The organism is Streptomyces sp. NPDC054863 (assembly GCF_053610825.1).
The window spans coordinates 25383-50591 of the sequence record NZ_JBSGZD010000026.1 but is presented as its reverse complement, the minus strand read 5'-3'; the positions used below and the strand labels follow the sequence as shown (position 1 = coordinate 50591).

At 69.8% G+C, this 25209-nt stretch carries 22 protein-coding genes and 2 pseudogenes; 13 read left to right on the top strand and 11 right to left on the bottom strand.

All coding sequences use genetic code 11. The features are described from left to right. Positions 1-56: 56 nt before the first annotated feature. From pucL to ACWGIG_RS08115, 5 genes are all read right to left on the bottom strand, one after another. On the bottom strand, positions 57-980 hold the full coding sequence (gene pucL, locus ACWGIG_RS08135) for a factor-independent urate hydroxylase (RefSeq protein ID WP_453320704.1): 924 nt from the start codon (positions 978-980) through the stop codon (positions 57-59). A gap of 5 nt (positions 981-985) precedes the next feature. Then, positions 986-1387, bottom strand: coding sequence for a hydroxyisourate hydrolase (gene uraH / locus ACWGIG_RS08130; RefSeq protein ID WP_453320703.1), 402 nt, complete (start codon positions 1385-1387; stop codon positions 986-988). Position 1388: 1 nt separating this feature from the next. Continuing rightward, positions 1389-1916: a 2-oxo-4-hydroxy-4-carboxy-5-ureidoimidazoline decarboxylase gene (uraD, locus tag ACWGIG_RS08125; RefSeq protein ID WP_453320702.1), complete on the bottom strand. Its 528-nt coding sequence runs from the start codon at positions 1914-1916 to the stop codon at positions 1389-1391. A 199-nt stretch (positions 1917-2115) separates the two neighbouring features. Continuing rightward, positions 2116-2493: a helix-turn-helix domain-containing protein gene (locus tag ACWGIG_RS08120; protein WP_453320701.1), complete on the bottom strand. Its 378-nt coding sequence runs from the start codon at positions 2491-2493 to the stop codon at positions 2116-2118. Beyond that, entirely contained in the window at positions 2490-2744 is a 255-nt protein-coding gene (locus ACWGIG_RS08115) for a hypothetical protein (protein ID WP_453320700.1), read from the bottom strand. Before ACWGIG_RS08115 ends, ACWGIG_RS08120 begins: the two co-directional genes overlap by 4 nt. 123 nt (positions 2745-2867) lie before the next feature. Between ACWGIG_RS08115 and ACWGIG_RS08110 the strand changes: the two genes are divergently transcribed. The 3 genes from ACWGIG_RS08110 (at position 2868) to ACWGIG_RS08100 (ending at position 6331) form a co-directional block, all read left to right on the top strand. After that, the gene (locus ACWGIG_RS08110; RefSeq protein ID WP_453320699.1) at positions 2868-3707 is read left to right on the top strand and encodes a TIM barrel protein; all 840 of its coding nucleotides are present in this window, start codon (positions 2868-2870) and stop codon (positions 3705-3707) included. Positions 3708-3744: 37 nt separating this feature from the next. Further along, positions 3745-4635, top strand: coding sequence for a 2-hydroxy-3-oxopropionate reductase (locus tag ACWGIG_RS08105; protein WP_453320698.1), 891 nt, complete (start codon positions 3745-3747; stop codon positions 4633-4635). A gap of 235 nt (positions 4636-4870) precedes the next feature. Further along, positions 4871-6331, top strand: coding sequence for a catalase (locus ACWGIG_RS08100; protein WP_453320697.1), 1461 nt, complete (start codon positions 4871-4873; stop codon positions 6329-6331). A 710-nt stretch (positions 6332-7041) separates the two neighbouring features. On the opposite strand, the gene gcl is transcribed toward ACWGIG_RS08100, so the two are convergent. Further along, positions 7042-8826, bottom strand: a complete 1785-nt coding sequence (gcl, locus tag ACWGIG_RS08095; protein WP_453320696.1) for a glyoxylate carboligase — start codon at positions 8824-8826, stop codon at positions 7042-7044. Positions 8827-9154: 328 nt separating this feature from the next. Here gcl and ACWGIG_RS08090 point away from each other — a divergent pair, with 328 nt between their 5' ends. Beyond that, positions 9155-10066 carry a hypothetical protein gene (locus ACWGIG_RS08090; protein WP_453320695.1) on the top strand — a complete coding sequence of 304 codons (912 nt, stop codon included), beginning with the start codon at positions 9155-9157 and terminating at the stop codon, positions 10064-10066. A 31-nt stretch (positions 10067-10097) separates the two neighbouring features. Next, a complete protein-coding gene (locus tag ACWGIG_RS08085; RefSeq protein WP_453320694.1) occupies positions 10098-10679 on the top strand; it encodes a GNAT family N-acetyltransferase in 582 nt (193 codons plus the stop codon). Between the two features lie 17 nt (positions 10680-10696). Here ACWGIG_RS08085 and ACWGIG_RS08080 read toward each other — a convergent pair. The 4 genes and pseudogenes from ACWGIG_RS08080 to ACWGIG_RS08065 all read right to left on the bottom strand — a co-directional run. Then, a pseudogene (locus tag ACWGIG_RS08080) lies at positions 10697-11029 on the bottom strand (hypothetical protein); the annotation flags it as partial. Between the two features lie 220 nt (positions 11030-11249). Further along, entirely contained in the window at positions 11250-12866 is a 1617-nt protein-coding gene (locus ACWGIG_RS08075; RefSeq protein ID WP_453320693.1) for an AMP-binding protein, read from the bottom strand. Positions 12867-12883: 17 nt separating this feature from the next. Then, on the bottom strand, positions 12884-13792 hold the full coding sequence (locus ACWGIG_RS08070) for an aldo/keto reductase (protein WP_453320692.1): 909 nt from the start codon (positions 13790-13792) through the stop codon (positions 12884-12886). Positions 13793-13847: 55 nt separating this feature from the next. Then, a complete protein-coding gene (locus tag ACWGIG_RS08065) occupies positions 13848-15389 on the bottom strand; it encodes an AMP-binding protein (RefSeq protein ID WP_453320691.1) in 1542 nt (513 codons plus the stop codon). Between the two features lie 141 nt (positions 15390-15530). On the opposite strand from ACWGIG_RS08065, the gene ACWGIG_RS08060 reads away from it, so the two are divergent. From ACWGIG_RS08060 to lysA, 3 genes are all read left to right on the top strand, one after another. Beyond that, complete coding sequence (locus ACWGIG_RS08060; RefSeq protein WP_453320705.1) at positions 15531-16340, top strand: response regulator transcription factor; 810 nt, start codon at positions 15531-15533, stop codon at positions 16338-16340. 189 nt (positions 16341-16529) lie between these two features. Further along, on the top strand, positions 16530-16907 hold the full coding sequence (locus ACWGIG_RS08055; RefSeq protein ID WP_453320690.1) for an SAV_915 family protein: 378 nt from the start codon (positions 16530-16532) through the stop codon (positions 16905-16907). Further along, positions 16897-18237 (top strand): diaminopimelate decarboxylase, encoded by a 1341-nt coding sequence (gene lysA / locus ACWGIG_RS08050; RefSeq protein WP_453320689.1) that lies wholly within the window; start codon positions 16897-16899, stop codon positions 18235-18237. The genes ACWGIG_RS08055 and lysA overlap by 11 nt, the downstream gene beginning before the upstream one ends. Positions 18238-18262: 25 nt before the next feature. Here lysA and ACWGIG_RS08045 read toward each other — a convergent pair whose 3' ends face one another. Then, complete coding sequence (locus ACWGIG_RS08045; RefSeq protein ID WP_453320688.1) at positions 18263-19423, bottom strand: winged helix DNA-binding domain-containing protein; 1161 nt, start codon at positions 19421-19423, stop codon at positions 18263-18265. A gap of 264 nt (positions 19424-19687) precedes the next feature. Here ACWGIG_RS08045 and ACWGIG_RS08040 point away from each other — a divergent pair, with 264 nt between their 5' ends. The 5 genes and pseudogenes from ACWGIG_RS08040 to ACWGIG_RS08020 all read left to right on the top strand — a co-directional run bounded on the left by ACWGIG_RS08040 (position 19688) and on the right by ACWGIG_RS08020 (position 25149). Then, positions 19688-20812 (top strand): magnesium and cobalt transport protein CorA, encoded by a 1125-nt coding sequence (locus tag ACWGIG_RS08040; RefSeq protein ID WP_453320687.1) that lies wholly within the window; start codon positions 19688-19690, stop codon positions 20810-20812. 390 nt (positions 20813-21202) lie between these two features. After that, positions 21203-21529 (top strand): annotated as a pseudogene (fdxA, locus tag ACWGIG_RS08035) (ferredoxin); the annotation flags it as partial. 68 nt (positions 21530-21597) lie between these two features. Continuing rightward, entirely contained in the window at positions 21598-23028 is a 1431-nt protein-coding gene (amrS, locus tag ACWGIG_RS08030) for an AmmeMemoRadiSam system radical SAM enzyme (RefSeq protein WP_453320686.1), read from the top strand. 31 nt (positions 23029-23059) lie between these two features. Beyond that, complete coding sequence (locus ACWGIG_RS08025; protein ID WP_453320685.1) at positions 23060-24496, top strand: B12-binding domain-containing radical SAM protein; 1437 nt, start codon at positions 23060-23062, stop codon at positions 24494-24496. Continuing rightward, positions 24493-25149 carry a LysE family transporter gene (locus ACWGIG_RS08020; protein WP_453320684.1) on the top strand — a complete coding sequence of 219 codons (657 nt, stop codon included), beginning with the start codon at positions 24493-24495 and terminating at the stop codon, positions 25147-25149. Before ACWGIG_RS08025 ends, ACWGIG_RS08020 begins: the two co-directional genes overlap by 4 nt. The last annotated feature ends 60 nt before the right edge of the window (positions 25150-25209 follow it).

The following is a 25209-nucleotide window of genomic DNA, read 5'->3' as shown; positions in this document are numbered from 1 at the left end:
CCACGACGCTCCCCCCCCGCCCCCCCCCCTACACCCCCCCCCCGCCCCCGACCGCGTCAGAGGTTGGTCATGTCGACCGGGATCTGCGGCTCGACTCCGTCCCGCAGGATGGTGGCCTCGATGAGGCCGTACGGGCGGTCGGCGGCGAAGTACACCTCGTTGTCGTTCTTCAGTCCGAACGGTTCGAGGTCGACCAGGAAGTGGTGGTTGTTGGGCAGCGAGAAGCGGATCTCGTCGATCTCGCTCCGGCTGTTGATGACCCGCGAACCCATTTGGTAGAGCGTCTGCTGGAGAGACAGGGAGTACGTCTCGGCGAAGGCCTGGAGGATGTGCTTCTTGGCCTGGTCGTACGACTTGTCCCAGTGGGGCATCCGCATCTCGTCGCTGGTCCAGTTGTAGCGCCAGGCGGCGGAGACGTCGGTGCACAGGATGCGGTCGTACGCCTCCTTCAGCGTCGTGTACTTGTCCTTGACGTAGCCCCAGAACTCCGAGTTGGTGGAGTTCATGACCGTGAGGTCCTTGAGGCCCGAGATGACCTCCCAGTTCGTACCGTCGTAGGTGATCTGGGTGGTGCGCAGCTCCTGGCCCTTGCGGGCGAAGGAGTGGTTCACCTCGTCGGAGCCGATGAACTTCGAGTTGTTGTCCGAGGTCGCGATGCGCTCCCAGGAGTACTCCTCGATGCGGATCCGGGCGCGCTTGATCGGCTCCTGCGACGTCACGAAGTGGCGTGCCAGGTGGATGCCGAACTGCTCGGCGGACTCGATCCCGTACTCCTTGGCGAAGGCGTACACCGTGTTCTTGGTGGTGTCCGTCGGCAGGACGTTCGCGTTGGAGCCGGAGAGGTGGACGTCCGACATGTCGCCGGAGAGGGCCACCGAGACGTTCAGGTCCTTGATGTGGTGGGTGTCGCCGTCCCGCGTGATCTTGACGACGCGGTTCTCTGCTTTGCCGTACTGGTTCTGGCCGAGAATGGTGGGCATCGGTGCTAGCTCCCTCGGTATACGGAGTAGCCGAACGGGTTGAGCAGCAGCGGTACGTGGAAGTGTTCGCCCGGTACGACGGCGAAGGTGATCGCCACTTCCGGGAAGAACGCGCCGCTGTCCCTTACGCGGGGGGCGTCCTGCTGGTCCTCGGCTTCGGTCTCGCTGGTCTTGTTCGAGAAGTACGTTTCGGTCTCGAAGTCGAGCCGGACGTGGGTCGTCCCTTCCGGCAGGGCCGGGAGGTCCTTGCAGCGCCCGTCCGCGTCGGTCTTCGATCCGCCGAGCGTCACCCACTCGGCGTCACTGCCGCTGCGGGCGGTGAGCGAGATGGCGACGCCCTCGGCGGGGCGGCCGATGCTGGTGTCCAGGATGTGCGTGGACACCGAGGCGGTGGTTGCTGTACTCATCTCAGTTCTCTTCTCCTGAATCCGCGGGGGATTCCACGAGGCGGGTCAGCCGGATGCGGTTGATCTTGCCCAGTTCGGTGCGGACGATCTCCCGCTCCGTCCCGGGCGAGTTCCCGCTCCGCTCACGCACCGCGTCGCGCATCTGCTCGCCGGTGGCGCCGGTGGCGCAGATCAGGAATACATGTCCGAACTTTTCCTGATACGCCAGGTTCAGTTCGAGCATCTCGGCCTTGAGTTCCTCGGAGGCGCCGGCCATTCCACGCTGCTCGCGGGAGGAGGTCGGATCCCCGGGCTTCGGGCGGCCGATCGGCGGGTGTCCCGCCATTGCTTCGGAGAGGTCCTCGTCGGTGAGTTCCGCGAGGGCGGCGTCACTGGCGAGAAACAGCTCTTCTGCGGTGCCGTACGGGCGCTGAGCGACGAGCTTGCTCCCCCACGCCGTACTGGCACACACCTCGTGGAGTTCGGCCTGGGCCGCGCTCTCGGAGAGGGTGTTGAACCGGGTAAGGCCCGGTGTCTGGACCGAAGTCACGGGAGCCTCCGTGGCCTTGTGCTGGACGGGCTGCGCATAGCTAACGCTCTCAACAACTGGACGTCAACAGTTTGTTGAAAGTTCGCGAAGACAAAAGCCGCCGCCCCCAAGCGGGGGCGGCGGCGTCCGAAAATGATCGATCAAAAGGGGGTCCTGGAACGGCGCAAATCCGGCACGGAGCCCCTCCCAGGAGGAGCAACTAGTCCGCCTTGGCGGCGTTTTCCCTGTTCAGGTAGTTGTAGACGGTGAAGCGGGACACGCCGAGCGCGCCCGCCACCGTTTCCACACCGTGCCGCACGGAAAAGGCACCGCGTGCCTCCAGAGTCCGTACGACCGCCTGCTTGGTCTTGCGGTCGAGATCTGCCAGCGGCATCCCGTGCCTGCGCTCCAGCGCGGCCAGGATGTGGTCGAGGGAGTCCGAGAGCTGGGGCAGCCGCACCGCTATGACGTCCTCGCCCTCCCAGGAGAGAACCACGTCGTCCCGGCCGGCCCGCGCGGGCTCCAGCATTTCGGCGCCCATGGCGTCGACGAGCGGTTTGACCGCCGTGACCAGCGGGTGGTCTCCGGGTTCCGTCACTTCTTGTCGCCCTCCCCGATCACATTGACCTGCAACGAGACGCGGGTGGCTCCGGCGGCGAGCGACTTGCGCAGCAGTGCGTCGACGGCCGTGAGCACCGCGTCGCCGCCGCCTTCCGCCGTATTGCCGAAGGGGCCCACGTCGACGGCGTCCAGCTCGGCCGCCTGGATCACCTCTCGGGCCGCCACCGCATGCGGCGGCGCCTCGTCGAGATCGAAGGGCTCGGTCGTGAACTCCACTCTCAATCGCACGCGCACAACTTACTGCGCGTACGACGAATTCAGGGAGCCCCTCTTGACAGCCCTCCCGACCTGCGTGCAACCTTCCATCAAGCAGAAAACAACTTCCGCGATACGGAAGGAGCACCGAACCCTATGGGCTACTCGGACCACCGCTTCAATGTGAATCTCTCGATCCTCTTCACGGAACTCCCGCTCCTGGAGCGTCCCGCGGCAGCAGCCGCGGCCGGCTTCACAGCGGTCGAGCTGTGGTGGCCCTGGATCGACGCACCGACCCCCGAAAAGTCGGAGCTCGACGCCCTCAGGAAGGCGCTCGGCGACGCCGGCACCCAGCTCGTGGGCCTGAACTTCTACGCCGGACAGCTGCCGGGCCCGGACCGCGGCGCGCTCTCGCTCCCCGGCGAGGAGTCCGAGCGGTTCCGCGCCAACATCGACGTCGCGGCGGACTTCGCCGCCTCGGTCGGCTGCAAGGCACTGAACGCCCTGTACGGCAACCGCGTCGAGGGCGTGGACCCGCGGGTCCAGGACGACCTGGCCCTGGAGAACCTCGTCACGGCGGCCCGCGCGGCCGACCGGGTCGGGGCGATCCTGCTGGTCGAGGCCCTGAACAAGCCGGAGTCGCCGCTCTACCCGCTGGTGAGCGCGCCGTCCGCCGTCGAGGTCGTCGACAAGGTCAACGAGGCGACGGGGCTCGGCAACGCCAAGTTCCTGCTCGACCTCTATCACCTGTCGATGAACGGCGAGGACCTGCACCAGGTGATCGAGGCGTACGCCGCCAAGGCCGGCCACGTGCAGATCGCCGACAACCCGGGCCGCGGCGCGCCGGGCACCGGCGAGCTCGACTTCACCGACCTGCTCGGCCGCCTGCGGAAGGCCGGTTACGAGGGCTGGATCGGGCTGGAGTACAAGCCGGGCGACAAGCCCAGCGCGGACGCCTTCGAGTGGCTGGACAAGCCGCTCCGCGCCGCCAACTGAACTTTTCGACACGGTTTTTGAGAGAGGCAGCACCCTCATGAGCACGCTTCCCAAGATCGGATTCATCGGCCTCGGCATCATGGGCTCGCCCATGTCCGAGAACCTGCTGAAGGCCGGCTACGACGTCACCGGGTTCACCCTGGAGCAGGCGAAGATCGACCGCCTCGCCGCCGCCGGCGGCAAGGGCGCCTCCTCCATCGCCGACGCCGTCAAGGACGCCGATGTCATCGTCACGATGGTGCCCGCGTCGCCGCAGGTCGAGGCCATCGCCTACGGCGAGGACGGCATCCTGGCGAACGCGCGGTCGGGCGCGCTGCTGATCGACATGTCCTCGATCACCCCGCAGACCTCGATCGACCTCGCGAAGGCCGCCAAGGACAAGGGCATCCGCGTGCTGGACGCCCCGGTGTCCGGCGGCGAGGCCGGTGCGATCGAGGCGGTCCTCTCCATCATGGTCGGCGGCGAGCAGGCGGACTTCGACGCCGCCAAGCCGCTCCTGGAGGCCCTCGGCAAGACCATCGTGCTGTGCGGTCCGCACGGCTCGGGCCAGACGGTGAAGGCCGCCAACCAGCTGATCGTGGCGGTCAACATCCAGGCGTGCGCCGAGGCCGTGGTCTTCCTGGAGAAGTCCGGCGTGGACCTCGCCGCCGCCCTCGACGTCCTCAACGGTGGTCTGGCCGGCTCCACGGTCCTGACCCGCAAGAAGGACAACTTCCTCAAGCGCGACTTCGCGCCCGGTTTCCGGATCGACCTGCACCACAAGGACATGGGCATCGTCACCGACGCCGCCCGCAATGTGGGTGCGGCCCTCCCCGTCGGCGCGGTCGTCGCCCAGCTGGTCGCCTCGCTGCGCGCCCAGGGCGACGGCGGCCTGGACCACTCGGCGCTGCTGCGCGCGGTCGAGCGGCTGTCCGGCTCGCAGGTCTGACCCTCCCCCACGCCCGTTTGTCCAGGGCTACTTGATCTCCGGGCTGCGGTGGCGCTGACACCTGTCCTGTCGCGCCCAGGCGCCGCCGCGGCCCGGGTTCCACCCGGACTTCTCGCCGGACTTCTCGCCAGACTTCTCGCCATATCAACTTCAACAAACTGTTGACGTCACGTTCGGTGCGTACTTACGCTCCTCACGCCGCCAGCAGCTCCCGCAGGAAGGTCCCAAGGTCACCATGTCGAAGCGTGTGCTCACGACCGAGTCAGGCGCCCCGGTCGCCGACAACCAGAATTCCGCCTCCGCCGGTGTCGGTGGCCCGCTCCTCCTCCAGGACCAGCACCTGCTGGAGAAGCTCGCCCGATTCAACCGTGAGCGCATCCCGGAGCGTGTCGTGCACGCCCGCGGTTCCGGCGCCTACGGCTACTTCGAGGTCACCGACGACGTCACCGGTTTCACCCGCGCCCACTTCCTCGGTGAGGTCGGCAGGCGCACCGAGACGTTCATCCGCTTCTCCACCGTCGCGGACAACCTCGGCGGCGCGGACGCGGTCCGCGACCCGCGGGGCTTCGCGCTGAAGTTCTACACCGAAGAGGGCAACTACGACCTCGTCGGCAACAACACCCCGGTGTTCTTCATCAAGGACCCGATCAAGTTCCCCGACTTCATCCACTCGCAGAAGCGCGACCCCTTCACGGGCAAGCAGGAGCCGGACAACGTCTGGGACTTCTGGGCGTACGCCCCGGAGGCCACGCACCAGGTCACCTGGCTGATGGGCGACCGCGGCATCCCCGCCTCGTACCGTCACATGAACGGCTACGGCTCGCACACGTACCAGTGGACGAACGCCGAGGGCGAGGCCTTCTTCGTCAAGTACCACTTCAAGACGAACCAGGGCATCCGCTCGCTCTCCGCCGAGCAGGCCGCGGAGATCGTCGGCCAGGACGCCAACTCGCACCAGACGGACCTGCTCCAGGCGATCGAGCGCGGTGTGAACCCGTCCTGGACCCTGTACGTCCAGGTCATGCCGGCGGCGGAGGCGGCCGGCTACCGCTTCAACCCGTTCGACGTGACGAAGGTGTGGCCGCACTCGGACTACCCGCTGCAGCGCGTGGGCCGGCTGGTACTCGACCGCAACCCGGACAACGTCTTCGCCGAGGTCGAGCAGGCCGCGTTCTCGCCGAACAACTTCGTCCCCGGCATCACGGCTTCCCCGGACAAGATGCTCCAGGGCCGCATGTTCGCCTACGCGGACGCGCACCGCTACCGCCTGGGCGTCAACCACACCCAGCTGCCGGTGAACGCGCCGAAGAACGCGCCCGCCGACAACTACGGGCGGGACGGCTCCTACGCCACCCGCTACGGCTCGCGCCACGACAAGAACTACGAGCCCAACTCGTACGACGGTCCCGCGCAGACGGACGCGCCGCTCGGCGCCCCCGCAGAGCTGACCGGCTGGACGGGCACCTACACCGCCGCCCAGCACGTCAAGGACGACCACTTCTTCCAGGCCGGTGAGCTGTACCGGCTGATGTCGTCCGAGGAGCAGGCCCGCCTGATCGCCAACATCGCGGGCGGTCTCTCCCAGGTCACCCGTGACGACGTGGTCGAGAAGAACCTCGCCCACTTCCACGCGGCGGACCCGGAGTACGGCAAGCGCGTCGAGGAAGCGGTCCGCGAGCTTCGCGAGGACCGCTGAGTCCTCGACTCCCCGACTGCGGACGGGACCTGACGGGAGGTCAGGTCTTTGCCGCTGTCCGTGTCGTCGGCCCGAATGAGGGGTGGCCGGCGGTACGGACACGAACGAGGCCCGCGGCGGTGGGCGAGCCAGTGCGGTGGTGAAGGCCACCGGGGACTCCTTCTCGACCTGAGGGAAGGTCTGCCCGGGGGCTCATCGTCGCCGCCGCGGCCTCATTCCTGTGCATGCAGCAGGTCAGATATGCCGAAGGGCGCGAAGTACGGACGGTCCCGTACTTCGCGCCCTTCGGCGTTGCCGGGGGGGGCGGGCACTCCTGCGGGCAGGGCACTCCTGCGGGCTTGGCCTTCCTGCGGGCCGGGCCGGGCTTGTCTGCGGGCAGGGCCTTCCTGCGGGCCGGGCCGGGCTTGCCTGCGGGCAGGATGGGCGTCGTGCGGGTGCGTCGTGGCTGGTCGCGCAGTTCCCCGCGCCCCTAACTGCCTGCCCCCGAACCCCTAACCCTCTCGGCGGCCACCGCCGCCTCCTTGGGCACAGGGGCAGCCCCCTGGGGCGGGACGGGTGGGCAAGGGGGCGGCCCCCACCGCGGCACGCCCCTCCACGACCGCCCGTCCCCGACACCGCACACGCCCCCCGCCGCACACGCCAAAGAGGGCCGGCCACCGTTGTCCGGTGACCGGCCCTCTGGGCGTACCTAGAGGTACGTATCTAGAGCACTACTGCGCCACGAAAGGCCGGACGGCCGTCGGCGCGTGACCCGCCTCCGTCACCACGTCCTCCCACTCGTTGACCGCGTCGATCCCCGCACCGCTCATCGAGATGTTCGTGATGCGCTCCAGGATCGCCTCCACGACGACCGGCACCCGGAACTCCGCGGCGAGCTTCTTGGCCTCCTCGAAGGCCGGCAGCAGCTGGTCGGGGTCGGTGACCCGGATGGCCTTGCAGCCCAGGCCCTCGACGACCTTGACGTGGTCGACGCCGTAGACGCCCAGCTCCGGCGAGTTGATGTTCTCGAACTCCAGGTTGACCTGGAAGTTGATGTCCAGGTTGCGCTGGGCCTGGCGGATCAGGCCCAGGTAGGAGTTGTTCACCAGGACGTGCACGTACGGGATGTTGTGCTGCGCGCCGACCGCCAGCTCCTCCAGCATGAACTGGAAGTCGTAGTCGCCGGACAGGGCGACGACCTGGCCCTCGGGGTCCGCGGTGGCGACGCCGAGCGCGGCCGGGATCGTCCAGCCGAGCGGGCCCGCCTGGCCGCAGTTGATCCAGTGGCGCGGCTTGTACACGTGCAGCATCTGCGCGCCGGCGATCTGGGAGAGGCCGATGGTGGTGACGTACCGGGTCTCCGGGCCGAAGGCCCTGTTCATCTCCTCGTACACGCGCTGCGGCTTGATCGGCACGTTGTCGAAGTGGGTGCGGCGCTGGAGCTTGGCCTTGCGGTCCTGGGTGGACTCGGCCCACGCGCTGCGGTCGGGCAGCCTGCCCGCCGCCTTGAGCTCCTTCGCCACCTCGACGAAGAGCTCCAGGGCGGCCTTCGCGTCGGAGGCGATCCCGTAGTCCGGGGCGAAGATCTTGCCGAGCTGGGTGGGCTCGATGTCCACGTGGACGAACTTGCGGCCCTCGGTGTAGACGGCGAGGTCGCCGGTGTGGCGGTTGGCCCACCGGTTGCCGATGCCGAGGACGAAGTCGGACTCAAGGAAGTTCGCGTTGCCGTAGCGGTGCGAGGTCTGCAGGCCGACCATGCCGGCATTCAGCTCGTGGTCGTCGGGCAGGATGCCCCAGCCCATCAGGGTCGGGATGACCGGGGTGCCGGTCAACTCGGCGAACTCCACCAGGAGTTCGGAGGCATCGGCGTTGATGATGCCGCCACCGGCGATGAGCAGCGGGCGCTCCGACTCCAGGAGGAAGGAGATCGCCTTCTCGATCTGGGCACGGGACGCGACCGGCTTGTAGACCGGCAGCGGCGTGTACGTCTCGGGGTCGAACTCGATCTCGGTGAGCTGCACGTCGATCGGCAGGTCGATGAGGACCGGGCCCGGACGGCCGGAGCGCATCAGGTGGAAGGCCTCCTGGAAGACACCGGGGACCTGGGCGGCCTCCAGCACCGTGGTGGCCTTCTTGGTGACCGGCTTGGCGATCGAGGCGATGTCGACGGCCTGGAAGTCCTCCTTGTGGAGCTTCGCGACCGGGGCCTGGCCGGTGATGCAGAGGATCGGGATCGAGTCGGCGATGGCCGAGTAGAGCCCGGTGATCATGTCGGTGCCGGCGGGGCCCGAGGTGCCGATGCAGACGCCGATGTTGCCTGCGTTGCTGCGCGTGTAGCCCTCGGCCATGTGGGACGCGCCCTCCACGTGGCGGGCCAGCGTGTGCTTGATCCCGCCACCGGCCTGGAGGGCCTTGTAGAAGGGGTTGATCGCCGCGCCGGGCACGCCGAACGCGTGGCTCACGCCTTCGCGCTTGAGGATTTCAACTGCTGCGAGTGCAGCGGTCATACGGGGCATCGGGTCACTCCTGCTTCAGGCCGGTTTTCCGTAATGCGGAAGTACTGTTCTGCTATGTGGAAGCAACATAAGATGCGGGGGTCACGGCGTCAAGAGAGGAGTCCATGGTTCGGGCGTCGGGGGCGGCGGCGCCTAGGCGGTGGCGACGGCTCCGGGGGCGGTTCCACGGGCTGACCCGTCCGGTGGACAGAAAAGAGCCGAAGTGCCTGCCAACTCCGCACACTTGGTGTGACCATGGACGACACAGCGCATCAGTCGTTCATGTGTTCACGGCCCGGCCGCTCCTTGTCGAGCCGTCGCGCCGGGACCCAGTGCCGGAGGTCGCACCATGGGAAGCAGCGTGCCGGTGCGGTGCCCCGCCTGCCGCCGTGATCACGCGTACGTACCGCCCGTCTTTCCCTGCGCGTGCGGCGCGCCACTGGCTCCGCCGCTGCTGCGCGGCGCCCCGCCGGAGCCGATCACGCACCGCACCTGGACGGACTCCTGGGTGACGGTCCGCTGCCCGTCCTGCGGTCGGCAGGACCAGTGGCCCCAGCCGGAGCTGGGCTGCGGCTGCGGCACGGTCCTGCGCATTCCCGTACGCCCGGCCCCGACGGTGCCCCCGACCGGCCCGCGGTGGCCGGAACCGGGAGAGCACGCACCGAACACCTCGCACGCACCGCACGCATCTCACTCGGGATGCGCAGGGCACGCCGGATGCGCGGACGCCCCTGGCCCCGACGTCGAAGCCGGTACCGAAGCCCCCGCCGGTGGCGCCGGTGCAGGCGGTGGCGCCGGTCCCGCTGCCGCCACGCGCACCGCGCCCGCCCACGGCGAGGACGGCAGCCGGGCCGGCGACGGCTCCCCCGCTCCCCGCCCCAGGCCGCCGTTCCGCCCTCTCACCATCCGTACCGCCCGGGACGCCGTCACCGCCGCGGCGCTCTATCTCAAGTGGCTCGGCTTCCGCGACATCCTCCAGTCGCCCGAGCACCCCGCTTCCGGCATCGACCTGCGCGCCCGCGGCCTGGTCGCCCAGGTCGACCCGCGCACCGAACCGTCCACCCTCCGCGACGTGGAGTGCCTCTGGCTGCACGGGCTCAATTCGTCGTCCTTATCGGTGTTCTTCTCCCTCACGGGGTACGTCCCCGAGGCACGGGCCCGCGCGGAGGACCTCGGCGTCCCGCTGTTCGTCATGGACCTCACCGGCACTCCGCAGCCCGCCAACGGCGCGGCGGACGAGCTGGTGGGCTCGGACGGCTGAGCCGCGACGCCGGGGGCGGGATACTGGCCGCATGCCCATCCGCCCCGCCACCGCCGCCGACCTTCCCCTGCTCCAGGACATCGAGCGCGCGGCCGGTGAGCCCTTCCGCGCACTCGGGATGGCCGAGATCGCGGACGACGACCCGCCGCCGCTCGATCTGCTCCTCTCCTACCAACGGGACGGCCTTGCCTGGGTGTTCGAGGACTCCGGGGGCCGCCCCGACGGGTATCTGATCTGGCAGGAGGTGGACGGGGCCGCGCACATGGACCAGGTGTCGGTGCACCCGCGCATCGCACGACGGGGAGCGGGCCGCGCCCTGATCGAGCACCTGGCGAAGGTGGTCGGGCCCATGGCGCTGACCCTGACCACCTTCGCCGACGTGCCGTGGAACGCGCCGTACTACGCCCGGCTGGGCTTCCGCGTCCTCGCGGATGCCGAACTCACCGAAGGACTGCGCGAGATCGTCGCCGAGGAGGCGGCGCTGGGCCTCGACCGGTGGCCGCGCGTGTGCATGATGCGCGACAGGTCACCCGGCCCGGCCTCCCCCCACTCCGTCGGTTCGACGGCGGGGCAGGAACTGCCCCGGGGCGCAGCGGTGCCCGAGATCAGGTAGTCGTCGATCTGCCGCCTGGCGCACGGACTGCTGTGGTACGTGCCGTGGCCCCAGCCCTCGTACGTGAGCAGGGCGGCGCCCCGGCCCAGCCGCCGACCCCGCGCGGGTCGAGGCTGACGATGTCGAAGCTGCTGCGCAGGCGCTCGCTGAAGCGGGACATGCCCGTGACGATCCGGCGGACCCCGCTGTCCCCCGGCCCGCCGGGACCGAACACCATCGAGCCGACCCGGGCACCGGGGTCGGTCGCCCTGCCAGTCGACGTGCTGCACGGGGTACGCGGTCGTGCACGCGGTGGCTGTCGTCGCCAACGCTGTGGTCGCGGCCGACGCCTCCGCGCCCACGAGGGCCATCGCCGTCGCCAAAGCGGCGGCGCCGGCCGGACGAGCGCGCCGGCGTGGTCGGCGGCCAACTGCGCAGGCCGCCCTCGGTGTTGCGTGTGATCACTGTGCACCGTGGTGGCTCCCTCGGCTTGTCGGGCCTCGATCGTCACTCGCGGCGCAGCCCGCCGGAATCCGGCATCGCCTGGCCGTTCCCGCAGGGGATTCATCCCCACTACCGGGCGTTTCCTGATCAGTTGCCGTACCGATCCCGCAGTTCGACCTTCCGCACCTTGCCGCTGACCGTCATCGGGAAGCCGTCCACGACCTCCACCCGGCGGGGCACCTTGTAGTGCGCCAGCCTGCCCCGGCAGTACTCGGCCACCTCTTCGGGGGTCGGCGGGTCGGCCGGGTCGCGCGGCACGACGCAGGCCAGGATCTCCTCGCCGTAGCGTGCGTCGGGGATGCCGACGACCTGGACGTCGGCGATCTTGGGGTGTCCGTACAGGAACTCCTCGATCTCGCGCGGGTAGACGTTCTCGCCACCCCGGATGATCATGTCCTTGATCCGGCCGACGATCTGTACGTAGCCGTCCTCGCGCATCACCCCGAGGTCGCCGGTGTGCATCCACCGGCCCCGGTCGACGACTTCGGCGGTCTTCTGCGGCTCGTTCCAGTAGCCGAGCATCACGCTGTAGCCGCGGGTGCACAGCTCGCCCGGTTCGCCGCGCGGGACGGTGCCGCCGGTCGCCGGGTCGACGACCTTGAGCTCCAGGTGCGGCAGGACGCGGCCGACGGTGCCGGTGCGCCGTTCCAGGTCGTCGTCGCGGCGGGTCTGGGTGGAGACGGGCGACGTCTCCGTCATGCCGTAGCAGATGGACACCTCCGCCATGTGCATCTCGGCGACGACCCGCTTCATGACCTCCACCGGGCACGGGGACCCGGCCATGATGCCGGTGCGGAGGCTGGAGAGGTCGTACGAGGCGAAGTCCGCCAGGCCCAACTCGGCGATGAACATGGTCGGTACGCCGTACAGCGAGGTGCACCGCTCCTGTGCGACCGCGCGCAGGGTGGCGGCCGGCTCGAAGGACGGGGCGGGGATGACGACGCACGCCCCGTGCGAGGTGGCGGCCAGGTTTCCCATCACCATGCCGAAGCAGTGGTAGAAGGGCACCGGCAGGCAGATCCGGTCCTGCTGCCCGTACCCCACGGTCTCGCCGACGAAGTAGCCGTTGTTGAGGATGTTGTGGTGGGAGAGCGTGGCGCCCTTCGCGAAGCCCGTCGTGCCCGAGGTGTACTGGATGTTGATCGGGTCGTCGCAGGTCAACTCGGATGCACGGAGGGCAAGTTGCTCTTCCGGCGCGAGCTTCGCGGTCAGTTCCTCCCAGCTCGGATCACCGATGTGGTGTACGGAGCGCAGCTCGGGGCACTCCTCTCGGACCTCGGCGACCAGCGCGCGGTAGTCGCTTCCCTTGTGCGCGAGGGAGGCCACCAGTACGGCGACCCCGGCCTGTTGGAGGACGTACGCCAACTCGTGGGCACGGTATGCGGGGTTGATGTTGACCATGACGGCGCCGATGCGGGCGGTGGCGTACTGCACGAGCACCCACTCCGGGCAGTTCACCGCCCAGATTCCCACCCGCTCCCCCTTGACGACCCCCCTCGCCAGCAGCCCGCGCGCCAACTCGTCGACGTCCGAGCCGAGTTGGGCGTATGTCCAGCGCCTCCCCGACACCATGTCGACCAGCGCCTCCCGCTCCGGGTACGCGTCCACCGCACGGCGCAGGTTGTCGCCGACGGTGTCCCCGAGCAGCGGAACGGTACCGGTGCCGTGCGCGTAGGACAGGGACGGCTGCGAGGTCTCGTTCAACGGAAATTCTCCCTCGTTCAGTGCGGCGGGGACTGGTCGGACGCCTGGTCGAGCCGCCGCAGTTGCTCGTCGGTCGGCCGGAGGTCCGCCGCGGCGAGGTTCTCCTCCAGGTGCGCCACCGTGCCGGTGCCCGGAATGGGCAGCATCACGGGAGAGCGGGCGAGCAGCCAGGCGAGCGCGACCTGGGCGGGCGTCGCCCCGAGCTCCTCGGCCACGGCGGCGATGCCGTCCGTCGTCTCCGACGCCGCGGAAGGGGCCGCGGAAGAGGCCACGGACGACGCCACGGTGTGGATCGGGCGCCATGGCAGGAACGCGATGCCCGCCTCCTCGCAGGTGTCGAGCACCGCCTCGTACTCGCGGTCCAGAAGGTTGTAGCGGTTCTGCACGCTCGCGACGTCGACGATCTCGCGTGCCTGCGCGAGCTGGTCGACGGTGACCTCGGAGAGGCCGATGTGCCGTACTTTTCCCGCGAGTTGGCACTCGCGCAGCGCGCCCACCTGGTCGGCGAACGGGACCTTCGGGTCGACGCGGTGGAGTTGGAGCAGTTCGAGGTGCTCGACGCGGAGCCTGCCGATTGCCTCGTCCACCTGCCGGTGCAGTAACTCGGGGCGGCCGTCGAGGTCCGCCTCCTGCCCTTCACCCGACGGCCTGACGCCGACCTTCGTCGCGACGAGGAGGTCTTCGGGGTAGGGGTGGAGCGCCTCGGCCAGCAGGGCCTCGTTCTCGCCCCAGCCGTACATCTGCGCGGTGTCGATCAACGTCACACCCAGCTCGACGGCGCGGCGGACCACCGCCTTGGACGTCTCCCTGGCCTCGGCCGGCGAGGTCGGAAGGCGCATGGCGCCGAAGCCGAGACGCCCGACGGTGCGTGCGCCGCCGATGCGGAAGGTGCCTGCGGTGGCGCCCCCGGTGATGCCTGCGGTCATGAAGTCGCGTACCTCTCTGTGTGAACGTAACAACACCGGTCCTGTCCCTGCCCGTTCAGCCGATCTCCCGGCCCAGACCCGCCCAGTAGGGCTCCCGCAGCTTGAACTTCTGGATCTTTCCGGTGGCGGTGCGCGGGATCACGTCGCGGAACTCGACCGACGTGGGGGCCTTGTAGCCCGCCATGCGCTGCTTGCAGTGGGCGATGATGTCGGCCTCCGCCGCCTCCGCGCCTTCGGCGAGGACGACCAGGGCCTTGACGGTCTCCCCCCACTTTTCGTGCGGGACGCCGATGACGGCGACCTCGGCGACCGCCGGGTGGCTGAAGATCGTGTCCTCGACCTCGATCGAGGAGACGTTCTCGCCGCCGGTGATGATGACGTCCTTCTTGCGGTCGGAGATGGTGAGGTGGCCGTCCGCCTCGTCGAGCGTGCCGCCGTCCCCGGTGTGGAACCAGCCGCCCTCCAGTGCGTCGGCCGTCTCCTCCGGCTTCTCCCAGTACGCGTCCAGTACGACATTCGAACGCGCCAGCACCTCGCCGGAACCGGCGACCTTCATCTGCACGCCCAGGGCGGGGATTCCGGCCCGGGAGAGCTTGCGGGCGCGCTCCTCCGCCGGAAGGGCGGCGTCCGCGGGCTGGGTGCGGTTGAAGGTGAGGAGCGGGGACGTCTCGGTCAGGCCGTAGATCTGCGTGAACTCCCACCCCAGCTCCTCGTCCATGCGCTGGATCATGCGGGTGGGCGGCGGGGCGCCCGCACAGACCACCCGGACCCGGTCCCGGCCGGGAACGGGTCCTTCCCAGGTGGCGGCGGCGTCGAGCACGGCGTTCCAGACGGCGGGGGCGCCGCACATCAGCGTCACCCCGTGCGCGTCGACGCGCCGCAGGATCTCGGCGCCGTCCACCTTCCGCAGCACGACCTGCTTGACCCCGAGCCCTGCCATCACGAAGGGCATTCCCCACCCGTTGCAGTGGAACATCGGGAGGGTGTGCAGGTAGACGTCGCGCTCCCAGACGCGGGTGTGCAGGCCGAAGGTGAGGCCGTTGACCCAGATGTTGCGGTGGGTGAGCTGTACGCCCTTGGGGCGCGCGGTGGTGCCCGAGGTGTAGTTGATGGTCGCGGTCGCGTCCTCGTCCGGGTGGGACCACGGTCGCGGCTCCACCCCGTACCGCATCAGCTCGGTGTCGGTCTGCTCCCCGAGCACGAACCGGTGCCGGGCCTTGACCCCCGACAGGGCGTCGTCCAGCTCCGGGTCGATCAGCAGCACCGACGCGCCGCTCTGCCGCACCATGTAGTCGATCTCGTCCGGCTTGAGACGGAAGTTGACCGGTACGCAGATCCGGCCGCTCATCGTCACCGCGAACAACAGCTCCAGCAGCCGGGCGGAGTTGTGGCTGACAACGGCCACCCGCTCACCCTCCGCCACGCCCAGCGCGTCGAGCCCCGCCTGCCAGGCACGGACCCGCACACCGAGCTGTCCGTACGTGGAGTCCGGCACCGGCACGGCGGGCTGGAGAGGCTCGTCGATCACGCCGGGGCGCGATCCGAAGCCCAGCTCCGCACGGTCGAGGAAGTCGGAGATGGTCATGGGCGTTCGCATCGTGCACTCTCCCTGGTACCGGCTGTGGTTTTAACATCCTGTTCCAGTCACCTGGATCCCACTACCCCCGGACGGGGGTGAAAGGAAGATCGCGTGTCCGACCCCGTTCCGTCCGCTCCGGCCTCTCCGCACGCGGCGGAAATGCGGTCCGCGCTGCTGCGGCTGCGGCGCGCCACCGGGCTGCCGGTCGCCTTCGGCGGGCTGCTCCGCGACCCTCGCGAGCTCCGCATCGGCGAACTGAGCGGCGCGGCGACCCAGGCGTTGCAAGGGCTGCGGATCTCGACGGGGATCGGGCTCGGCGGAAAGGCCGTCGCCCTGTCCAGGCCGTGTGCGGTGACCGAGTACCTGTCCTCGCGGCACATCAGCCACGAGTACGACGCGGCCGTCACCGCCGAGGGCCTGCGCTCGGTGCTGGCGGTACCGGTGATCGTCCGGCGCCGGGTGCGGGGCGTGCTGTACGGGGCCCTGCGCACGCCGCTGCCGCTCGGCGACCGCGTGGCCACGGCGGTCCTGGACGCGGCCCGCGAGGTGGAACAGTCCCTTGCCGTACGGGACGAGGTCCGGCGCCTGCTGGAAGTGACCCGGGAACCGCGCATCGGCCCCGGCGCCTGGGAGGAGGTCCGCGAGGCGCACGCCGAACTGCGCGCCCTGGCCCCCCGCGTCATGGACCCGCTCCTACGGGGTGAACTCCTCGCGGTCTGCGGGAAGTTGGCCTCCTCCTGGCAGCCCGCCGAGCCGCCCGAACGGGACCACCGGATCTCCCTGACCCCGCGCGAGACGGACGTCCTGGCCTGCGTCGCCTCGGGCGCGACGAACGCGGCGGCGGGCGAGCGGCTGGGCCTGCGCCCGGAAACGGTGAAGGGCTACCTCCGCACAGCCATGCGGAAACTGGGCGCCCACACCCGTCTGGAGGCGGTGGTGGCAGCCCGACGGGCGGGACTGCTCCCCTAGAGCCACTCACGGGCCTGCTCCGCCCGCGTCCGTCAGTGGCACGTCAAGTTCCGGCGCCGCACGATCAACACCGCGTCAGGGCGCCTCTTCCTGTGCCGCCGCCGGGCATAGCTTCGTACGGAAGCACCACGTGGCGGGCGCACACCGCCCACGCCCCGTACGAACTCCTCTTCAAGGAGAGAGCACCTCATGGACGACCTCCACTCATCCGCCGACGCGGACCCCGACGAACCCGGATCGGCCGGGGGCGGCGCCCTCTACGTGCCGGTGCGGCTCGGGTCCGCCGGTGGGCGGTATCTCCGGTTTCTGCGGACCCCGCTCGGGCACCGCACGGCCGTCGGTTTCAGCAGCGCCGCGCGCCTCGGTGACGTACTGGGCGCGCAGCAGCCCTGGGTGCGGCTCGGGGAACCCGCGCTGCGGGCGCTGGCCGCGCCGCTCGGGGTGACGGTGCTTACCGTCGATCCTCAACTCACCGCTCCCGCACCGCGGTCCGGGCCCCATCGGGCGACGCAGCCGATGCCCGAGCCCTGGTTCTCCGTCACGGGAATCCACAGCTATGTCGACTGAGGCGAGGGTCGACCGCGCGGGTGCGGAGCTGCTCGGTGCGCCGTCCGTGTGGCCGGCCTCCGCCACTTCGGCCCCCGGCGGCGACCTCACCGTCGGCGGCGTGTCCCTGGCCGAGCTCGCCGACCGGTTCGGCACGCCCGCCTACGTACTCGACGAGCAGGAGGTGCGGGACCGCGTGCGGGCCTGGCGGCGCGCGCTGCCGGACGCCGAAGTGGCTTACGCGGCCAAGGCGTTCCTGTGCCGGGCCGTCGTGGACTGGATGCGCGAGGAAGGGCTCGGGCTCGACGTGTGCTCGGCCGGGGAGCTGGAGCTGGCTGTCACGCGCGGCTTCGACGCCGACCGGATCGTGCTGCACGGCAACGCGAAGTCGCCGGACGATCTGCGGGCCGCCCTGCGGTTCGGGGTCGGGCGGATCGTCATCGACTCCGACTGCGAAATCGCCCGGCTGGCCGCCCAGGTCACGGGACCGGAGCCGCAGCAGGTGATGGTGCGCGTACTGCCCGGGATCGAGGCGGGGGCGCACAAGAAGATACGGACCGGGGCGGAGGGCCAGAAGTTCGGCCTGTCGATCGCGGAGGGGGACGCCGAGGACGCGGTGGCCCGGATACTGGGCCAGCCGCGCCTTCAACTCATCGGGATCCACTGCCACCTGGGTTCACAGATCACCACCCCCGAGCCGTTCGGCGCGGCCGTGCACCGGCTGATCGCCTTCCTTGCACGGCTGCGCGAGCGGTACGGCGTCACTCTTCCCGAACTGGACCTCGGCGGCGGTTTCGCGGTCGCGTACCGGCCGGGCGACCCGGCGCCCGCGCCCGCTGCGTACGGTCAGCTGATCAGGCGTCAACTCATGGCGTCCTGCGCGGAGTTCGACTACCCGGCACCCCGGCTGACCGTCGAGCCCGGACGGTCCGTGCTCGCCCCGGCGGGTGTCGCCCTCTACCGGGTGCTGGCCGTGAAGCGCTCCGGCGGGCGGGTCTTCGTCGCCGTCGACGGCGGCATGAGCGACAACCCCCGCCCCGCACTGTACGGCGCCCGTTACACCGTCCGGCTCGTCGGCCGCCCGGCGTCCGCCCCGATGCGTACGACGACGGTGGTCGGCCGGCACTGCGAGGCGGGCGACGTCCTGGCCGAGGACGTCGAACTGCCGGAGGACGTAAGGCCGGGGGACGTGCTCGCGGTGCCCGCGTCCGGGGCGTACCACCTGTCGATGGCGTCGGGCTACAACCTCGTCGGCCGGCCGCCGGTGGTGGCGGTGCGCGAGGGGCGGGCGCGGCTGCTGGTGCGGCGCGAGACCTTCGAGGACCACCGGAGGAGGGACGTCGGGCTGTAGGGCGCGGAGCAGGCGGGTCCAGGCTCTACTGCCCCTTCGTACCGTAGAACGCGCCGAACCGTACGTCCTGTGAAGTGGCCGAGGTCAGGGTGGCGAGCGTCCTCGCCCCCTCCTCGGCCACTTCGGCGCGCCGGGCGCGGGTGAGGGCGGCGAAGGGCTCGACGGTGAGGGTCGCCGCGTCGTCCTTCGCCGACTCCTCCAGCCGCCAGATCCCGGCCAGGAGGCCGTCGACGAGGAACGTGCAGTAGGTGAAGTTGCCGCACCAGGTGCGCTTCTTGTACTCGGGCGGTACGACGCGGGTGCGGTCGGCGTGCGAGAGCAGCAGGTTGTCGTACTCGGGGAGGAAGCGGGGCGGGGCCGGGGTGTCCGCGTCGGGGCGCGGCGCGTCGGGGAGGTCGAAGAGTTCGGTGCCGTGCTCGTCGCGGAAGGTCAGGAGCCGGGGACGGAGCCGTTCGAAGGCGGTACGCAGCCGGGTCAAGCCGCACCAGGTCTGCATGTCCTTGACGGATGCGGGGCCGAAGGCGCCCAGATAGCGGAGCACTGTCGCGTCCAGCAGTTCCCCCGCCTCTTCGGGCGACAGCTCGGGCTCGGGCCGGTCGAACCAGGCACCGGAGCCGGTCAGCGCGACCTGGCCGCTCTCGCCCCAGAGCCCGCGCGGGGTCGCCTGGAGGAGCGGCAGCGTGCAGCGGGCGACGGTCACCAGGGCCTGCGGGTCGGCGTCCGGCCACTCCTTCAGCAGCAGCTCGCGCAGTTCCTTCAGCGGGCGGGGACGCTCCGCCGTGAACGGCCGCGCCAGCTCGGCGACCCTGGCCGCGTCCACCCCCGGCAGCCGCTGGAGGAAGACGCGCAGCTCTCGGTCGATCACCGGCTGGACCAGTGGGCGCAGGGCGAGGCAGTCGTCGGCGGTGAGGGTGTGGAGGGTGGAGCGCATGGTGACGATGCGGGCGACCTCGCGGGAGGCCATCAGGCCGGACAGCTCACGGGGGTCGAAGCCTTCGAGGCGGGCCGCGAGGGAGTAGTACGGCGGTCTGGTGTTCTGCGCCTGGAGTCCGACGAGGTGGCGGACGGCCTCCTCGGCGGGCAGCGCGGCACGGGCCAGCAGGAGCTGTCGGGCCAGGGTGGCCCGGCCGAGGGCGCGGGAGCCGAGGACCGGCCCCCGGCCGGGGGTGGTGTCGATCGTCGTCATGCGGCGCACGTTAGCGGCACTTGCGGACAGGTTCTGTCCGGATGGGGGATCGGGTGCCCGATTCACCGCGCCGGTGCGTTATGGCCCGGATATCCTGCTTCGTGATCCACCGGCTGCCTGCCACGGGCCACCGGCCACCGATCGCAGCCACCGATCACCGGAAGCAGACAGCGGGCAGCGGGCAGCGGGCAGCACGGAGTACCCGACACGCAGCACGCAGCACGCAGCCGATCGAGGAAGCACGAAGGAGGCGGGCCACACCCCATGCCGGCGAAGAAGCGCACCTGGCGCAGGCAGCCCGCCCTCACCCCCACCCCGGCCCCCGCCGCCCCGAAGCCCGCCCGCCGCCGGCCCGATCCGCACGACCACGCCAGCGTGGTCAACGCCGCGCTCTACCGGGACGGCCTCCGGGTCGCCACCCCCGACTCCCTGGCCGAGACCTTCCGCCAGTTGCGCGAGCACCCGGACGGCATGGCCTGGATCGGCCTGCACCGGCCGACAGAGCCCGAACTCCTCTCCCTGGCCGCCGAGTTCGACCTGCACCCACTGGCCATCGAGGACGCGCTCGAAGCACACCAGCGGCCCAAGCTGGAGCGCTACGGCGAGACCCTCTTCGTCGTCCTGCGCGCGGCGCGCTACCTCGACGCCCCGGAAGAGGTGGACTTCGGCGAGCTGCACGTCTTCCTGGGCCACGACTTCGTCATCACGGTGCGGCACGGCGCAGCCCCCGACCTGTCCTCCGTACGACGCCGGATGGAGGAGACCCCGGAGCTCCTGGCCCTGGGCCCCGAGGCGGTGCTGTACGCGATCCTGGACGCGGTGGTCGACGGGTATGCGCCGGTCGTCTCCGGCGTGCAGACCGACATCGACGAGATCGAGACCGAGGTCTTCCGCGGCGACCCCGAGGTGTCCCGGCGCATCTACGAACTCTCCCGCGAAGTGGTGGAGTTCCAGCGCGCCACCCGCCCGCTGATCGGCATGCTGAACGGTCTGATGGCGGGTTTCACCAAATATCGCACGGACGAGGAACTCCAGCGCTATCTGCGTGACGTCGCCGACCACGTCACCCACACCAGCGAGCGTGTGGACGGCTTCCGGCAGGCGCTCACCGACATTCTCGCCGTCAACACGACCCTGGTCACCCAGCAGCAGAACGCCGAAATGCGGGCACTGGCGGTCGCGGGGTTCGAGCAGAATGAGGAGATCAAAAAGATCTCGGCGTGGGCCGCCATTCTCTTCGCGCCCACGCTGGTGGGCACGATCTACGGCATGAACTTCGACACCATGCCCGAACTGCACTGGACGCTCGGCTACCCCTTCGCGATCCTGCTGATGGCAGCGGTGTGCGTGAGTCTGTACGTCGTCTTCAAGAAGCGCGACTGGCTGTAGGAGGCCTGTCGGGCCTGCCCGAAACCTGCAGAGAAATTATTGACACCCGTCAGGGCGCCCAATATTTTCCTCCATGGTTTCATTTGCCGACCGCATAATCGATCACACAGCCGGTCGGTGCGGTGGTGACTTCCTGGAACAGGAGGGTCATGGGAGGCTCCGAAGGTTCCGTCGAGGATTTACCGTTGCGTCCGGCGACTTCGCCGTTCGTGACCTTCTTTCCGAGCGGCAGCCCGAGCGACGCTCATCGAGGGAATTCCCCTTCCCGATTCAGCAGACGCCATTCCTGCGTCCCTGCCCACGGGCTCCGACTCGCGTCGCCCGCCCTGACGACGTAATTCTCCGGATTCCCCAAGAAAGAGCAGCCAGGCACAACTGAAGGGTGCCTTCATGACGTATGTGATCGCCCAGCCCTGTGTCGACGTGATGGACAAGGCATGCCTGGACGTGTGCCCCGTCGACTGCATCTACCAGGGAGGACGCAGCCTCTACATCCACCCCGACGAATGCATCGACTGCCAGGCGTGCGACCCGGTGTGCCCGGTCGAAGCGATCTTCCCCGAGGCGGAAGTCCCCGCCGAGTGGCGGGTGTTCACCGCCGTGAACGCCGAATTCTTCGACACCTCCGGACTGGGATCGCCGGGCGGCGCCGCCGGTCTCGCTCCGGCCGACACCGACCATCCGTACATCGCCGCACTCCCCCGGCCCCAGTCCCAGGCCGAGCCCCGGTCCCCACTCGCACCCCGACCCGCTTCCCAGACCCCGCCTTCGGAGGAGAACCGGACATGACCGCACCCGCGTGGCAGCAGAACTCCTACCCGGCACGGCTTGAGGAGCGCCTGGAGGACGGAGTCGTCCGCTGCCATCTGAGCCCCAGGAACTGCCGCATCCGGCCCGGCCAGCACGGATTCTGCATGGTGCGTGCGAACCGGGACGGCCGGCTGGTGAGCCTCAACTACGGGCGTTCGGTGCACGCGACCGAGGAGACCATCGAGACCGAGGCCGTCTTCCACTACGCGCCGGGCGCGAGGATCCTGTCCATGGGCAATGTCGGCTGCATGCTCAACTGCGACTACTGCCACAACTGGAAGACCTCGCAGGCCCGGTACGTCGAGGACAAGGACGTGTACCACTACACGCCCGAGCAGGTGGTGGACATCGCGCTGCGCCACGACATCAAGGTCATCTCCTGGACGTACAACGACCCGGTGGTCTGGCACGAGTTCGTCGTGGAGACCGCAGGACTCGCCCGCGAGGCAGGCATCGTCAACCTCTACAAGTCGGCGTTCTTCATCAGTGAGGCGGCGATAGACGAACTCATCCCGGTGATCGACATCTTCTCGATCTCCATCAAGTCGATGGATCCGAAGTACTACCGGAAGATCACCAAGGGCTGGCTGGAGCCGGTGCTCGCCGGTACCGAGCAGGTCTTCCGGGCCGGCAAGCACGTCGAGGTGTCCACCCTCATGGTGACCGACCTCAGCGACGACGAGAAGACCGCCCGGAGCATGGCCGAGTTCGTCGGCGAGCGGCTCGGTCCCGACGTCCCCACCCACTTCGTGCGGTTCCACCCGGACTACAAGATGACCCACACCATCCGCACCCCCGTCGACCGCCTGGAGCGCGCCCGCAGGGTCGCCATGGACATGGGTCTGCACCACGTCTACCTCGGCAACGTGTACGACACCGACTCGACCACCACGCGGTGTCACGACTGCGGTCTGCTCCAGGTGACCCGGTACGGCCTCAACGCACGGATCGTCGGGCTCACCCCCGACGGCCACTGTCAGAAGTGCGGCACCGACGCCCACTTCACCCTGCTGCCGGGAGCCGAGGCCCGCACGGCCGTCTCCACCCTGCCCACCGAGGGGCTCGACGTGGCCTCGTTCTCCTGGCACGGCGACGTCCGCGCGCTCCACGTCCAGGTGAGCAACCCCTCGCAGCATCCCGAGACGGTCTATCAGCGAAGGTTCGGCGACCCCAAGGTGCCCGAGTCCTGGGCGGTGATCCGCCTCGCGCCCGGCGAGAGCTTCCGTTTCATCGCCGCCAAGTCCACGGCCGACGAGGCAGGGGTGCGGGTCGCCGTCCCCGAAAAGTGCACCTCCAGCCTCCACGAGGTCTTCGACCGCGCCCACTTCCCCACCGTGGAGGTGGCCGCCGGCAGCCGGAACGACGACGTGACCCCTTTCCCCGCGTTCCTGCCCATCGTCCGCTGACCGGGCCGACGAGACAGAGAGGAGCCCTGCGATGCCCCGTCACTCGGTCCTGCTGATGGTGCCGCCGCAGCAGTACGGCTACGGCTACATCAACGACTTCTTCTGGCAGGAAGGGCTCCTCTACCTTGCCTCGTACCTCAAGAAGCGGTTCGGCCCCGAGCTGGAGCTGGAGATCTGCGACGGCAATCACCGCACCATGGACGAGTGCCGACAGGTGCTGCGGCAGCGGCACTACGACCTGGTCGGCTTCCACTGCATCGACCACACCCGGGACGCCACGTTCGAGCTCGTGGAGCTGGCGGCCCAGCACGGCTGCCGCAGGATCGCCTTCGGCGGGGCAGGGGCGATCTTCGGTCCTGAGCAGTATCTGCGGGCCGCCGCCCGGATCGGACTCGCCGCCGAAGCCGTGGTGGGGGCCTGCACCGACGCGGGCGAGTACACCATCGAGGCCATGCTCCTCGACACGCCTGCGGACCGGATCCCCAACTTCGTCCACCTGGACCGTTCACGGGCGGTCCCACGGATCCGCCGCTCCAGGAAGGTCGCCGGGCGGCCCGGGCAGCAGGAGTACCTCGATCAGCTGCCGTTCGAGCTGTACACGGAAATCTTCGACTACTTCGCGCTCCAGCTCTCCCGCCCGGACTACCCCTACCGGCCGCTCACCTACAGCGGACTCAGCCACGAGGGGTGCCCGCACCGCGTCTGGCGCGACAACACGCTCGTCAAGAGCTGCTCGTTCTGTGCGATCCCGGCCCGCAAGCTCGCCTACCGGCCCGCCGGCGAGCTGTGGGAGCGGATCGGGGTGCTCGACCGGCTGTGCCGGGAGCGCCTGGACACCCCGCTGAACTCGATCAAGGACTGGGGGGACAGCCTTACGCCCCGGCTGCTCCGGGACCTCATCGACCTCAGGCCCGCCGCCCACTCCGCCATGACCTACTCGGGATACCTCAGCGTCGCCGACATGACGCCCCGCATGCTCGACGCGCTGCGCGAGATGAACTGCTGGAGCCTCTACATGGGAGTGGACGGCACCAGCGACAACGGCCTCGAATTCCTGGAGAAGGGCTATTCGGTCCCCACCCTCTGGGAGCGCCTCCAACTGCTCCGCGACCACTACGACTTCAGGATCGAGGTCGGGGTGATCCTCGGCGTGGAGGGCGAGACACCGGCCAGCCTCACCCGCAGCGTCGAGGCGGTACGGCGGGTGAGCGAGATGTTCGGCGAGCGGGTGGTCGTCGTACAGGGCAACATGCTCGTCCCCATGCCGGGCAGCATGGTCTTCAGCAGCCTGGCCCGCCGCGCCCGCGACCGTCACCTCGGCGATCCGCTCGACGTGGACGTACAGGGCCGGATCGCCCTGTGGCTGGAGGAGTTCACCCAGGTCAGCTTTGACGAGTGCGCCGCGGCGCAGGCCGCCATCGAGGCCATCTCACCGCGTCGGCACTCGTATTCGATGCCTCGCTCATGACCGGCTCGGCCACCGAAGCACTGCTCGCGGGGCTGCTCGCCGGATACGGCATCGCCATGCCGGTCGGCGCCATGTCCGTCCTGATCGTGACCCTGTCCGCCCACGTCTCCTTCCGGCAGGGCCTGGCCGCCGCACTGGGAGTGGCGTCGGCGGACGGGCTGTACGCGCTGGCCGCCGTGCTGGGCGGGAGCGCCCTGGCACCGCTGGTCACTCCGGCCGCCCCGGCGCTGCAGGCGGCAGCCGCCGCCGTGCTCGTGGCCATCGCGGTACGGGGTGCGGTGTCGGCGGTACGCAGGCACCGCACGGCAGGAACGGACGGCGAGCAGCCCCCCACCGCCCACGCCAGGGCCCCGCTCCGCACCTTCGTCGGGATGGCCGGGCTGACCCTGCTGAATCCCGTCACGTTCGTCTACTTCGGGGTGCTGGTCGTCGGCCGCCAGGCGGAGACCGGGGCGCTGGGGCCCGGCCTGCTCTTCGTGGCGGCGGCCTTCGCCGCCTCCGTGAGCTGGCAGACCGCCCTCGCCTCGGGGGGAGCGCTGCTCGGCCGCGCTCTGACCGGGGCCCGCGGCCGGCTGGTCACGGCGCTGGCCGGGAACACGGTGATTCTCGTCCTCGCCGCCGTGCTCGCCTGGACGGCAGCGACTGCGGGCTGACCGGGCAGACACCGACCGGCCTGACCGGCCTGACCGGGCGCCGTAGGCATGCCGATCGCT